General features: G+C 60.1%; 10 protein-coding genes. 5 read left to right on the top strand and 5 right to left on the bottom strand.

Annotated features, from left to right (window positions below):
- The first annotated feature begins 7 nt into the window (after positions 1 to 7).
- From ACILSE_RS17910 to ACILSE_RS17890, 5 genes are all read left to right on the top strand, one after another.
- Positions 8 to 1,279: a hypothetical protein gene (locus ACILSE_RS17910; protein WP_395718796.1), complete on the top strand. Its 1,272-nt coding sequence runs from the start codon at positions 8 to 10 to the stop codon at positions 1,277 to 1,279.
- A 117-nt stretch (positions 1,280 to 1,396) separates the two neighbouring features.
- A complete protein-coding gene (locus tag ACILSE_RS17905; RefSeq protein WP_395718795.1) occupies positions 1,397 to 3,655 on the top strand; it encodes an ankyrin repeat domain-containing protein in 2,259 nt (752 codons plus the stop codon).
- A 147-nt stretch (positions 3,656 to 3,802) separates the two neighbouring features.
- Positions 3,803 to 3,961, top strand: coding sequence for a hypothetical protein (locus tag ACILSE_RS17900; protein ID WP_395718794.1), 159 nt, complete (start codon positions 3,803 to 3,805; stop codon positions 3,959 to 3,961).
- A gap of 8 nt (positions 3,962 to 3,969) precedes the next feature.
- A complete protein-coding gene (locus ACILSE_RS17895; protein ID WP_395718793.1) occupies positions 3,970 to 4,374 on the top strand; it encodes a hypothetical protein in 405 nt (134 codons plus the stop codon).
- Positions 4,375 to 4,700: 326 nt separating this feature from the next.
- Positions 4,701 to 5,432 carry a metallophosphoesterase family protein gene (locus ACILSE_RS17890; protein ID WP_395718792.1) on the top strand — a complete coding sequence of 244 codons (732 nt, stop codon included), beginning with the start codon at positions 4,701 to 4,703 and terminating at the stop codon, positions 5,430 to 5,432.
- A 73-nt stretch (positions 5,433 to 5,505) separates the two neighbouring features.
- Here ACILSE_RS17890 and ACILSE_RS17885 read toward each other — a convergent pair whose 3' ends face one another.
- The 5 genes from ACILSE_RS17885 to ACILSE_RS17865 form a co-directional block, all read right to left on the bottom strand.
- Positions 5,506 to 8,892 carry a DEAD/DEAH box helicase family protein gene (locus ACILSE_RS17885; RefSeq protein WP_395718791.1) on the bottom strand — a complete coding sequence of 1,129 codons (3,387 nt, stop codon included), beginning with the start codon at positions 8,890 to 8,892 and terminating at the stop codon, positions 5,506 to 5,508.
- Positions 8,889 to 9,917 carry a nucleotidyl transferase AbiEii/AbiGii toxin family protein gene (locus ACILSE_RS17880; RefSeq protein WP_395718790.1) on the bottom strand — a complete coding sequence of 343 codons (1,029 nt, stop codon included), beginning with the start codon at positions 9,915 to 9,917 and terminating at the stop codon, positions 8,889 to 8,891. Before ACILSE_RS17880 ends, ACILSE_RS17885 begins: the two co-directional genes overlap by 4 nt.
- A complete protein-coding gene (locus tag ACILSE_RS17875) occupies positions 9,914 to 10,546 on the bottom strand; it encodes a DUF6088 family protein (protein WP_395718789.1) in 633 nt (210 codons plus the stop codon). Before ACILSE_RS17875 ends, ACILSE_RS17880 begins: the two co-directional genes overlap by 4 nt.
- Before the next feature lie 215 nt (positions 10,547 to 10,761).
- The gene (locus ACILSE_RS17870; protein WP_395718788.1) at positions 10,762 to 11,490 is read right to left on the bottom strand and encodes a hypothetical protein; all 729 of its coding nucleotides are present in this window, start codon (positions 11,488 to 11,490) and stop codon (positions 10,762 to 10,764) included.
- Complete coding sequence (locus ACILSE_RS17865) at positions 11,487 to 12,689, bottom strand: restriction endonuclease subunit S (RefSeq protein WP_395718787.1); 1,203 nt, start codon at positions 12,687 to 12,689, stop codon at positions 11,487 to 11,489. The genes ACILSE_RS17870 and ACILSE_RS17865 overlap by 4 nt, the downstream gene beginning before the upstream one ends.
- Between the last annotated feature and the right edge of the window lie 3 nt (positions 12,690 to 12,692).

Genomic DNA, 12,692 nt, shown 5'->3' with positions numbered 1-12,692 from the left:
CAACCCCATGATTGAAATCCACGAAGACTCACTTCGCTTTTCGTTTCCCTCCATCGCTGCCGAAGTCGAGGGTTTGCTCAATGCGCATGTGACCGCCATTCTGCCATCCTTCTTTGCGGAAGACCGCGAGAAGGTGATCGAAGAGTTCCTGTCAGCCAGACGCGCTTTCGGCAGCTCGCCCGACTATCAGGAGAAAGTTCGCAGCGTGGTCTGCGCACTGAGCAATGAGGATATTGAAAAGCAGCTGCGTAAGTGCGTGCTGCGTGAGACGGAGTCCTATGGCTACAACAAGGCGGGCCGTGTGGAGATTGAGTTTCAGCGCACCTTGCGCATTCCCGACGATGGCAGGACCCATTACCTCCCTCCTGGGCTTGGCCGTTTTCCTCTGCGGCACGTGGATGACTTTGCGGACGGGGTTCCCAAGAAGTGGTTGGAGCGCGGCGGTGTGGTGATGCCAATGTACCAGGCTGAGGCGCTCTGGTTGAACTTCAGGGGCGGGTATCCTTTTGCGATCAAAATCGCCGCGGGGAAGATCAACGCAGTGAGCGGCGAGCCTTGGAAGGAGGGGCTCAACCGCAAACCGCAGGATTACGTGGTGACGCCCGGGCAGCGCTGGTTGGATGGGTTCGCCGTGGAGAAAGGCGTGATCAGGCAGTTTGTGGCGATGCCGCTCGGGGCCGGGTATTCTGTGGAGGAGCAGCTTTCCGGCAAAGCTGAGTTTGGTGGCGTGCAGCTTCAGGCGATCCCGATGAAGGCCCGCAAGTATTTTGAGTCCAAGCTGCGTCCAAGGCTGCCGAAGCGGATGGCCGACATTTTGGATGATCTCATCCCTATTCGGAGGCGGGAGCATGGGATTTGCTACTCGATGAGCATGGCCTGCGAGAAAGCCGAGATGGGGCTCGGTGCCGGAGGTCGGATGCGGCAGCAGATCTTTGAAGATCCTTATGCTCCTGAGGACTGGGACATGGAGCAGAGCAGCCGTTGCTTCGTGCATTTGTGTGACGCCCTGCTGTGGCGTGAAATCACCGGTGAGAACCCGCCGCAGACGCCCGTCACAGCACGGGAATACGAAAAGGCAGGTCTGCCATGGTTTGATTATTATCGCGATGACCTTGCGGTGCTTGAGGGTTCCAAGACGCTCGCGGGCGTCAAGAGCGTGAACACAATCTCCCTAGCCAAGGGAGACAAAGCGTTGAAGGGAAACGAATCGGTGGAAATCCCGTCCGTCATCTCCTGCAGTCCCAAGAAGCAGACAGTCAAGGAGTGGGCGGGCGAATGAACGGCCGCGGTTGCTATTCCTCGAACTCAGAAGCCGAGCCCTTGGCGATCTTCAGGCAGTCAAAAAAGCGAAGACATCCCCCTGCTATTGTCCCACCCCATAGAGTAGTGTGGACACATGGAAAATAACATGGGCACTCCAGAAAAAACACGGATCGTTGACGAATGCATCGAGGCGCTTGCTCTGACAGGAATCAAGCGTCCTCAGGGAATCGTGGACTGGATGCACTACGGCTTTGCGCTGCGTTACGGCGGGATCAGGGACCATTTGGAAGGTGAGACAATATGGGGGCAACTCGAAGCGGCGGCAGACAACCTCGCAAGGGAGCGAATATTGAAAATCCTGCCCCTGCTCGAAGAGCGTGCATGGACGGTGGGATCCCTGCTGATGCGGCGTCTGCCCGCCATCCTCTGGCCGGAACTTTCCGCCTTCGCGCGCGGGCGCTTTCTGGCCGGCCTTGCCAGACACATGCGCCGGGCGGCCAGCCCAGAGTCCCTCGACCTCCTGATTGGCGATCAACTCAGCGGTGCCTCTGCGCCGACTGTATTCGATGTGGTCTCGGAGATTCGGCGAAAGCTTCCGGACGCTTCGCTGGACGCTGTATCTGCCGCTGAGATCGGGGCCAATGCGATTGACTCGAACCGTCTCGATGTCCTGGAACTCGTTCTGGCCCACCGCGATTTTTCTGCCGATGGGCACGTGTCAAGAATCAGCTACCCGGAGCAGGAACGTTTCGCGCGGCAACTCTCCCAGCACAGCACCCGGTTGCTGGACGTGCTGCTGGAAGCGGCCGTGCGGTGTCATCATCCGGCCGCCATGCGCATCCTGCTGGAGCGCGGGGCCTCCCCGAACATTCCCTGCTGGAATCTTGAGAGAAGTTACAACGACTGGTTCAGCGCACTGTCTTTTGCGATTCATGCGTTGGGACGGGTGAAGGATAACGCGCAAGCGTGGGAGATGATCGACCTGCTGCTCGCGCATGGCGCGAATGCACAGGGCCTGGAATGCGAGGGCAGGCACAAACCGCTCATGCATGCCATGCAGGGCAACCACTGGGATTTGGTGGACCGACTTCTGGAGCACGGGGCATGTTTCGGGGGCGGGCGGAATTACAAGTCAGAGGATTTCAAAAAGGAAGGGCCGCTCATTCCGGCAGGCCATCCCCTCATCGGCTACCGGCAGGAGGATCTTGATTGGGTAAAGCAGTCGATAGCGCCGCTTGTGCCGCTGGCTGAATTCTGGGAGATCCCCTTGTTTCACAAAGGCAACGCCCAAGGCGGATGGACCACGACATTTCTGCACCACGTGCTCGCGGACGAAAATCTGCCGCTTCTGAAAAAGTATGAAGCCATGGGATTGCCCACCACTCTGACACAGTCGTTGATCGTCGACATGGTCAATGCAGGCCACTACGATGCATTGCTTCATCTGTTGCGGGACAATCCGAACCTTCCGCGAGTCATGTTCCGGATCCGGCGGCGCAAACCGGACTTCGGCACCTCGATGCGTCAACTCTGGCTGTGCACACCAAACCCCGATGGATCGAATGTGCTCCAGCACTTTGATCCTCACGGGCAGACGCCGCTTCAGTTGCCGGACGGTAGCCGTGTTTATGCTCATCTTGATTGCGTGGCTCCACCCGGTCATGATCACGGACCCATTACGGAAGGATGCTTCTGGCTCGAAAAAATCACGGCGGACTACCGCCGACGCCGCGACCACATCGTCACCCGCAACATTCGCCGCATCTGGCGCATGGAACCGGTTCCAGCGAACAATTACCAAGTCCCGGGAATGATTCCGCTGGTCAAAGAAGTGGGCGGGCGCTTCTTTTGGCTTGGCATCAACATGGGATCACTTGCCTTTGGAGAGCACGTCCCCCCGGGATGGAGCTCGACCATCAACGCCTGGCTTGAAGGCGAGCATGGGAAGTACATTCTTTTGAAGTTCATCGAGCGCTGCAAAGCCCAACGCGCGAAGAACATCGAACTGCCTGAACCCGTGCTCAGCGATGATGAACTCAAACCCTACCCGCGCGAGTTCTGGCCATTTTTGCGCCGACTGGAGGATGGAACGATTGGCATGACGGACGAAAGCTGCCGGTCCAAACCGGACATGCTGGACATCTACGGTGTCTGGGAAAGACAGAACAAGCCCGACAAGGATTTCCAGCCCGATCCCCGTCTGCTGGAGTGGCCGATGTGGCAGGAGGTTCCGGTGGAATTGCGGCCGTATTTCTATTTCGACGAATTGTTCGGCAAACCATCGGTGACCTTCAGCTCTCGCAACGCCTATGAGAAGGAGATGATCCACAAGGCCGTGGAATGGAACAACACATGGATGATCCAATCCATGAAGGACGCGGGCATTGTTTAGATGGAGAGCGTTTTACAGCAACTGGTCAGGCGCAGAGCCTCAGCGTAGAGTTACGGGGCACGCCGAAAAGTTTCTGTTTTAGGCGGTAGCGGCGCTCCTGCCCCCCCCTGCCTTTGTCCCACCCCTTGGGGTATGATTCCCTCCATCATGAATCGAAACGCCCGTGAATTCATCCGATCCACCACCACGCTGCTGGACAGCCTACTGGCGCTGCTGTCAGAGGACGAACAGCATGACCTGCTCGATATCTTGGCGGGTGAGGTCGAGGAGCGACTCGACAGACTGGTCGTGAGGGAGGCGGACTGAATAGCCCCATGACCACGGCATACATAAATGAACACACGACTGCGACTTTCCCGGAGCCGCAGTCGGCCCGACAGTTGCGTCTCTTTCGTCTGGAGGACCCGCTCACCGTGCGTTTTGGGAACGACTTTTTCCGCTCCCGCAAGCGCGGGGAAAGCATCGAAACCGCCTTCGTGCGCCCCTTCACCCAGGAAGAAGGATGGAAACCGGCCACCCCGCTGCAAGAATCCCTCCTGCGCTTCTTCGACGCCCTCGACCGCTACGCCAAAGCCCTCGACGCCGCCGCCCCCCCCGCAAAATCTCCCTTTTCGGCGACGAAAAACCCGACGCCAAAACCCTCTGGCAACTCGCTGCGAACTACAAAGAACCCGCCCTCGCGATGGGGAGCAAAGCCGTTGTCAAATCAACTCTTTTGAGCGACTATTACGTCGATGGAAAAGACGCCCTCAACAAAGCCCACTCCTCCCAAGGTGGTAGTTCCGGACTTCTCCGGCGGACGGCGCGAAGCATTGCGGACGCAGGGACCTATGACACTGGAAGCAGTGCGCCAACTTCAAGCGACGATGAAACCGACGCGCTGACGCGTTTCGCCCGCAAGTCGGGCTTGATGCGCTACCTCCGCCACCCACCCAGGCCGAGCAGGCGTTCTGGCAGGAAGTGCGTGAAACGCTGGCCAAACTCCGCCCTCTGACCGTGGATTCAGTTGCAACCCTTGCCGACCGGAAGCTTATGACTGCGCACCATGAGTGAGTCCATCGCCATCATCAGTGACATTCATGCCAACCTGCCGGCGCTGGAGGCCGTGCTGGCGGACATCGAGAGCCAGGGCATCCGCGAGCTTCTCTGCCTTGGCGATGTCGTGGGCTATGGCGCCCAGCCGGCGGAATGCATCGAGCGGCTTCGGGCACGGGGCTTTCTGAGCATCCTACAGGGCAACCACGATGCCTATGTCGCCTCTGAGGATGATCCGCCCAATGTGTCGCCCGAGACGCGTGAGGGCATCCGCTGGACGCGTGCGCGGCTCAGCCCGGAGCACCGCGCCTGGCTGGGGGCACTGCCGCTGACGTGGCAGGGCAGTGATTGTGAGGCCGTGCATGCCTCTATGCCGCAACCCCAGAATTGGGACTACATCCTCGAAGCCTCCGCCGCCGCCTGGCACTTCCGTCACCAGCAGCAGAGGATCTGCTTCATCGGCCACTCCCACCGGCCTGCCATGTTCGTCGAAGGCGAGGATCGGGCGCTCGACATCACCAGCCTCGAATCCATCCGCCCGGACCGGAAGCAGGTCATCAACGTCGGCTCTGTCGGCCAGCCACGCGACAAGGACGAGCGTGCCTGCTACCTCATCTACCGCCGCGACCGTCAGGACGTCTGGTGGCGCAGGGTCGCCTACGACGTCTCCGCCACCCAGTCTGCCATCCTTGCAGCCGGATTGCCGATGAAGTTCGCTCAGCGCCTCGCGGTGGGGAAGTGAATGTTTGAGGCGAATATGAACCTCCACTATCGCACCCAATGCCCACTCCTGCCATTTGGCGCTGGGTGACCATTCACGCCGCCGCGCGTGCATGGATAACGCTAAGAACACCGATAAGCTGATCGACTTGGGACGAATCGAAAACGCCATCCGGCCCCTGCGGATTGATGTCGATGAAGGGCGACTCGTAGAGAAGATCGGGCTTCATCGCTCCGTGCTCGGTCAAATGATCCACGATCAGGTTCACGAACTCGATTTGGTTGGCCGTCAGGGATTTGCCTTCCGTTAGCTGTCCGAGTGCTTGTTTGGCGACTTCCCGGCTCAATCCCACCAAGGAACGGATAAACAGCCCCAAACCACCGCTCTCGATCTTGGCTTTCTCGATGTCACCGGGCGTGCCGATGCCGCTTTCGATGAGAATGCGCTCCAGCTCGGCAAGGTCGGTTTTCGTGAGAGCTTCGTTGGTGCGCAGTTTGTGGATGGCGATGTGGTCCTCGTGCTGCTTGAGAAAGTGCCGGGCCTTGGCGCGGAAGCGGTCGAAGTTGTCCGCCGAGGTGAAGCCGGGCAGCTCGATCTCCGCCACTTCTCCCATCTCATCCTCAAAGTTCGTGTATACCGGCTTGCGGGCCTGTTTGTCGATCAACCTGATGAGTGCCCGCAGCTTTTTGCGCACTTGCTCCAGCATGGGCAGGGTCACGTCCTGCCACCACTCATCGGTTTGGAGTTCTTGGATGAGGGGCATGACTTCCTTCACCATCGGGATTGCCTGTTTCTCTTCCAGCAGGCCGGCGATGTCTTTGAGCTGCTGTTGCAGGCGGGCAAAGCCGGGCTCGGCTCGCACGCGGGTGAGCTGGAGATTGAGCAACAGCAGGTCGAAGCGCTTCGCCTCCTCGTCTTCGGCGGGAAGCTCGGTCGGCAGGCCGGCGACGTTGTGGGAAAGCTCGTGCAGGGCGGCTCCATCGAGCGTCAGCCAGGCTTCGGGCTTGCGATAGATTTCGATCACCCGGCGCTGTGGTCGCACGATGAAGTTCTCCTCGTTCATCGCGGCCACTTCGGTCTGCAAAAGCACGGCGATGTCCTGACGCAGTGCTTTCAGAGGATTGGACTGCTCTTGGACCACATTTTCAGCAGCGGGCAAAGCATCCAGATGGCCCATCAGCTCCAGTCTGCGCGCAAAGAGCCGTTTGGAGAGCGAGTCGCTATTCGATCCGCCGGTCTCCGGTGGGTTCAGGCGGAAGAACTCCAGGTTCTGGCAGTAGTCGAAGACAAAGAAGAACTGCTTGTGCAGGTCCGGGCCGAAGAGGTTAGGGCACAGGCGGGTGCCGCGGCCGATCATCTGCCAAAACTTGGTCTTCGAGCGCACCATCTTGAAGAAGACGAGGTTCACCACCTCCGGCACATCGATGCCCGTATCGAGCATGTCCACCGAGATGGCGATGTGCGGCGCTTTGGCCGCGATGGAGAAGTCGTCGATCAAACTCTGTGCATACGGCAGGTCGCAATGGATCACGCGGGCAAAGCTGCCTTTGAGGTGCGGGTAGTTCGCGTCGAAGCGCTCGGCGATGTATTCCGCGTGGTCCTGGTTCTTGGCAAAGATGATCGTTTTGCCCAGGCGGTCACCGCCAGCCACTTTCTGGCCGTGGGTCATCAGGTGCTCCAGCACCTTATCCACGGTGTCTTGATTGAAGAGCCATTTGTTGATCGCCTCCGCCTCGACACGGTCGGGAATGTCTCCCTCCTCGTTCCATTCGAGTTCATCCCACTGCGCTTTCTCTTCTTCGGTCAGTTCGTCATAGCGCAGGCCGCTGCGCTGGATGCGCAGGGGCACGGAGACGGAGCGCGGCGGCACCAGGAAGCCATCGCTCACGGCTTGATCCAGCGTGTAGGCATCCGTCGGCACACCGGTTTCGAGTTCGAAGAGGCTGTAGGTATCGCGGTCGATCTCTTCGCGCGGTGTTGCGGTCAGGCCCACGAGCAGGGAGTCAAAGTAGCGGAAAATCGCACCATACTTCTGGTAAACGGAGCGGTGCGCTTCGTCGATGATGACGAGATCAAAGTGCCCTGGACCGAAGCGGCGCTGGCCGTCCTTCGTTTCGTCGATGAGGCGCATCATCGTCGGGTAGGTGCTCACATAGACGCGACCCTGCGCGTTCTTTTCCGTCACCAGATTCACCGGCGTGGCATCGGGCAGGAACTTTTTGAAGGCATTCACCGCCTGGTTCACCAGCGCCACGCGGTCGGCCAGGAAGAGCACGCGCTTGGCCCAGTTGCACTGCATCAGCAGCTCGCTCAGGGCGATGACGAGGCGCGTTTTGCCGGAGCCTGTGGCCATCACGAGCAGGGACTTCCGCTGGTGATCCACTTCAAAGGTCTCGCCCACGCGGCGGATGGCCCGCTCGTGGTAGTAGCGCTCTACCGTCACCTTGTTGATCGGTGCCTCGGCCAGCTTCTTCCGCGTGCTGCGGCGCTGAATCATGAGCTCCAGCTCGTCCTTCTTGTAAAAGCCCTGCACCTCGCGCGGCGGGTAGTTCACGTCATCCCAGATCCAGTGCTCGTAGCCGTTGCTCAGGAAGATGACAGGGCGCTGGCCGAACATCTTCTCCAGACAGTCGGCATATAACTTCGCCTGCTGCTGGCCGATCTTCGGACTCTTGCGGGTGCGCTTCGCTTCGAGAATACCCAGCGGCTTGCCGTCATCGCCCCACTGGACGTAATCGACGAAACCCGTGCCCGGCGCGTTCGGCATGCCTGTCACCGGGAACTCGCGATCCCGCTCCTGATCCAGCGGCCAGCCTGCTTCCTTCAGTAGCAGGTCGATGTAATAATCCCGCGTCTCCGCCTCCGAGTAGTCATGCGTGTCCGGCTGCGCCGCATTCGCCTTTTTCGCCTCGGCGATCTCGGCGCGGAGCTTCACCAGCTCGGCGTCCAGTTCGGATTTGTCCGAGAGCAGTGTTTTGAGGTTCTCGTCCTTCTCGCGGAGCTGAGTCTCCAGCTTTTGGAGCTGATCCAGTGTCTGCGGCGGCAGCGGGGCGGACTTTGGCAGCAGCTCGGGATTGAAGACACCGTCCACCGGCTTCGCGCCGCGTGAGTAATGCCGCGCCAGCCAGAAGCAGACGTGAAACAGCTCCTTCACCGCCATCAGCGCATCGTAGGGGCGCACCGGCTTGCTGCTATGCACCGCCAGATTCCCCAGGTCCTTGATGGCATTCGTTTTGTAGAAAACCGCATCCCCCACCGCCTTGCGAAAGCCCGGCTCATGGATCAGCGCACTCAGGTTTTCCTGGTAGGGCAGCGTGAGGGCCGAATCATGCTTGTAAAGCCACCCCACCGCCATCTCCAGCGCCCGCCGGGCATAAAAGCACGCCGCCCGTGGGTCCGGGTGCGCCATCTGCTCCGCTTTCACCGTCGCCTCATGCAGGGCTGGCCATTCAGCGGCGAGGAAGGTGAAGTGGGAGGTCATGCGGCGTTCAGACTTTGCTCCGCCTCCCGCAAAATGGCGAGCACTTCGTCAAACTTCAGCGGCGTGGACAAAAACATCGGCTCCATGGCCTGGTAGTCGCGGCGCAGCTCGCCAAGGCGGGATTCGGGCGGCAACAGACGCAGGGTGCCGGGCACGGCGGTTTCGTAGTGCGCCCAGCTTGAGGCAAAGTAACGGCTTTTGTGCAGGCGCACGCGCTCCAGCAGGTCCAGCCGGGCGGCGGCTTCCGGGCCGCGCGGATGCCGCCACAGCGCGGCGAAGTCTGCGTAGTGCCGGGCGAAGCGATCCCGAAACGCCTGCTCTGCTGGGCGATGATGCTCCGCGTGCAGGATCGTGGCTTTCTCCCAAAACGTGCGCTCGATCTCCAGCGCCACCACCTCCGCCTGGAAATCCGTGAACGCCCCTGGTCCCAGCGCTGCGATCAGTGGAGTGATCTGGTGCGTGCCCGTGGGCCGCTGGTCCGTGAGGGAGCCGAACTCGATCTTCACCGCTCGCTCGATGTAGTCCGTGCCTGCCGGGACGATGCTGGGGTAATGAAACCGCAGCACGGGCGAATGCGCCGCCACATCATCCGTGTAGGCCAGCCAAGTGGCTCCGGCGGTCGGCGCACCCAAAACGGCCTGAATGGCGGCTTCCAGTTCCGGCTGGAAACGCGTGCGCACGGCCTCCGCACAGTCCGCCATCATCTTCTCCATGCGTTTCCGCCGCTGGCTCACGTTTGGGGCGTCATCCAGATCCGCCTCACTCCAGCCCAGCGAGGCGGGCGTCAGCCCGAGGTCGATGTCTTCGGAAAAGCGGTCGATAGCGGCAAACACCTTTGAGAGCGAGGTGCCGCCCTTGAACACGCAATGATCCCCCAGGCTCGGTGCCGCAAAGATGTGCCCCAGCAGCCAGCACACCCAGAAGTCCTTCTCCACAATCACGGGCAGCACGTTGGTGCGTTTCGCCGTAGCGAAGTAAGTCGCCTGTTTTTCCTCGTCAGGTAGTTGGGCAAAGGAGGTCTTCATGAGTTTGTCTTATCTTGAGCGATGTGGCGCAGATGCGGGTGCATCCACGCAGGTGCCAGGGCGATGTCTGCCAACAGTTGCTGCTTGTGCTCCGGCTTCAGTTCCTGGCGCAGGTGATCCACCCGTGCGGTAGTGATGTTTTTCCGACCGATGTTCGCCAGAGCAGAGATCATCATGCCGGTCACACGACCAGCCCCGGCCATTTTGCGCGGAGAGCGGTGCTTGAATTCGATCACCGACTTCCCGCCCAGCTTCACTTTGCGGGACGGGCCGTCCGTGTCGTAAATGATGCGGGCGGGCACCTGCTCGGTCAGGCGCATGTGATTGGCCGCGTAGGCACCGCCTTCCTGGATGCGCAGCCCGTCCCGGCGGGCGATGGCCTGCGCCACCTCGTCCGGCATGGCCCCCAGCTTGCCGAACCAGTGGGTCTTCCCCGGCAGATGATAAAGGCCGCGTCGTGCCCGCTCCACCTCACCAGCACGGCAAAGGCGGGCCAGCGCCTGATCCACCGCCGCCCGGCTGCCCAAGTCCAGAAACTCCACACTGGCAAACACCCGTCCCTCAGCTCCTGCTCGGAGACGAGCGAGGATCTGGTTTTCGAGGTTGTTGCTGGAACGTGGGCGGGCCATTCTGTCAGAAAAATAGGTTTATTTTTCTGACGAAACAAGGCTGAACTTGAATCTCTTTGTTATAACCAAACCAGCCGGCTTATAACGATTCACCTCACAGCTCACCCCGGAAGGCGCGGTGCTGGAGGGTGGCGAAGAGGGCATCCTGCTCCGCCAGGGCGGCGCTGCGATGCCGGTGATTTGGATGGGAGGACGACGAAGTTGCTTGTCATGACTTAGAGCGGATGCGGCCACCAGTAATGCGTCTGACCAAAGGGATGAACCACCTCCGGATCGTCAGGCTGGTGAAGATCGTGGGTCCATTCCCGGTTGAGACCTTTCAGGGCTGCGACGCAGCCGATGCAGGCATCAAATCCATCATCTGTTGTGGCCTCACCAAAACCAGCGAGCGAAGCCATTCCGAGCCAGCCGCGCAGAAAATCATCAGCCTGCTGCTTCGATGCCCGAAGCACCCCCCGCCGATCACGAGTAGCCCACGGATGAAGGGACGGGGCTCCGTTGAGACAGGTCAGAGCAAAGAAGGTCACTTTGGGGTGTGACTCAGTGATGATACCGCCGTGATCGTCGCGCCCTTTTAGCCAATGCAGTAGGATTGCGCCATTGATGCTCATGGCGCCTCTCAGTCCATTCGGTGATTTCACACTATGGGTGACAGGAGCGTAGTCCTCGTAGCTTCGCAGACGCACGTCAGCCGGCCGCCATCCTGATGTCTTCGTGCTCCATGCGGTCAAAGTGTCGATGCCACTTGCAACAATGACCCCGCGTTGACCGACGCGCTCATGCACGAAATGAATGACGTCGGCGACAGTGGATCTCACTTCCGCGTACAATTGGACCGGCATCCATCGCTGATCTTGTTCGGCGACTTCTAACAAGGCGATGCCGTGATTGCCGTCTCCACCCGGGTCGTAACCGAGCACATAACGCTTGATGGCTTCACTCATAACTCTCCTTTGAAGGCGCGGTGCTGGAGGGTGGCGAAGAGGGCGTCCTGCTCTGCAAGCGCCGTGCGCTGCGCCGCCTTCAGCGTCTCCACCGCCCCCACCCGACGGGCGAATTCTTGCTGGAGGGCGATGGGCGGGAGGCCGACCTTGATCGTGAGGACTTTCTCTTGGGAGATGTTTTTCATCGAACCGCTCGTGCCACTGGCCCGTTGCCTGATCTCTCGGCGGAACTTGGGCTGCTGGAATAGAAACCGAACAAAGTGGGGATCGGCCTTGGGTGTTTTGTGCCAGACAAAGCGCCAGAGCTTGTCGGGAAGAAGCAAGTTAGCTGGAGTGGACGCCACATAAGCTGTCGCGCCAATGAGTTCGGCGGTATTTGCTCGGCTAAAAAGCAGATCACCTGTGCGCACGAAGTGCGATGGCGGCGGGCTGTAGTCCGGCGGCATGGCTTTACTCTGTTCGGGGCGAAATTCGAGTGACGTCACGGCACTCACCTTCAAGACGCGATAAGGTGACGTAGTGTCGTCCTCATCGTCAGCCACGATGCTTTTGCCGCTTTCAAATCCCGCGACGAAGTCGCTCACCATGACCTCTGGCCACTTGGGATTTGTCACGGGATCGCCGAAGAGGTCGAGGAAGAGGGATTGGGTGAGGGAGTCGAGTTCGGCGAGGGCGGCGCGGCGCTTGGCCCGCAAGGCCTCCGCCCGGTCCAGCACCTCCGCGATCCGCCGCTGCTCCGCCAACGGCGGCAGGGGGATTAGGAGAGCCTTCAGTGTCGTCGCGTTGACGCCAGGTTGTGCGACGCCTCGTGCGCCTTTCGCGACTTGTGCCCAGTAGTTCTCAGTTTGAAAAAAGTGGCTGACGAATCGCGGCTCTGCCGAAGTGCCAACACGAACGCGGATGAGGTAGGAAGCGAACACTGCATCAGTCGGGCAGTCACGAATCAAGAAGCTCTTCCCTGTCGTCGCACCAGTCCGCGCAAAGACAATGTCTCCCGCCCTGAGCTTAGCATCGGTCGCTGTGCGTGTATCGCACTCGCACCACGGAACGCTGTCCCAATTCACCGCGCCATCCTGAATGTCCGTGATGCGAAGAAACTTGGGGCCAAGAGGCTGTGCAGTGGCAGATGCAGTTACGCCATAGTCAACGGACTCGGCAAATTCACCGAGCGCCACGCTCTTCCATTCGTCCTTCGTCATTCG

Origin of the sequence: Prosthecobacter sp. (genome assembly GCF_044236155.1) — a bacterium.
GTDB lineage: Bacteria > Verrucomicrobiota > Verrucomicrobiia > Verrucomicrobiales > Verrucomicrobiaceae > Prosthecobacter.
This window is presented reverse-complemented; position numbering and strand designations above follow the sequence as displayed.

Excerpts from the sequence above, each read along its gene's own strand:
- ACILSE_RS17880 (WP_395718790.1), bottom strand. The coding sequence starts at position 9,917 with ATGAAGACCTCCTTTGCCCAACTACCTGACGAGGAAAAACAGGCGACT.
- ACILSE_RS17870 (WP_395718788.1), bottom strand. The coding sequence starts at position 11,490 with ATGAGTGAAGCCATCAAGCGTTATGTGCTCGGTTACGACCCGGGTGGA.
- ACILSE_RS17900 (WP_395718794.1), top strand. The coding sequence starts at position 3,803 with ATGAATCGAAACGCCCGTGAATTCATCCGATCCACCACCACGCTGCTG.
- ACILSE_RS17910 (WP_395718796.1), top strand. The coding sequence starts at position 8 with ATGATTGAAATCCACGAAGACTCACTTCGCTTTTCGTTTCCCTCCATC.
- ACILSE_RS17865 (WP_395718787.1), bottom strand. The coding sequence starts at position 12,689 with ATGACGAAGGACGAATGGAAGAGCGTGGCGCTCGGTGAATTTGCCGAG.
- ACILSE_RS17875 (WP_395718789.1), bottom strand. The coding sequence starts at position 10,546 with ATGGCCCGCCCACGTTCCAGCAACAACCTCGAAAACCAGATCCTCGCT.
- ACILSE_RS17905 (WP_395718795.1), top strand. The coding sequence starts at position 1,397 with ATGGAAAATAACATGGGCACTCCAGAAAAAACACGGATCGTTGACGAA.
- ACILSE_RS17890 (WP_395718792.1), top strand. The coding sequence starts at position 4,701 with ATGAGTGAGTCCATCGCCATCATCAGTGACATTCATGCCAACCTGCCG.
- ACILSE_RS17895 (WP_395718793.1), top strand. The coding sequence starts at position 3,970 with ATGACCACGGCATACATAAATGAACACACGACTGCGACTTTCCCGGAG.
- ACILSE_RS17885 (WP_395718791.1), bottom strand. The coding sequence starts at position 8,892 with ATGACCTCCCACTTCACCTTCCTCGCCGCTGAATGGCCAGCCCTGCAT.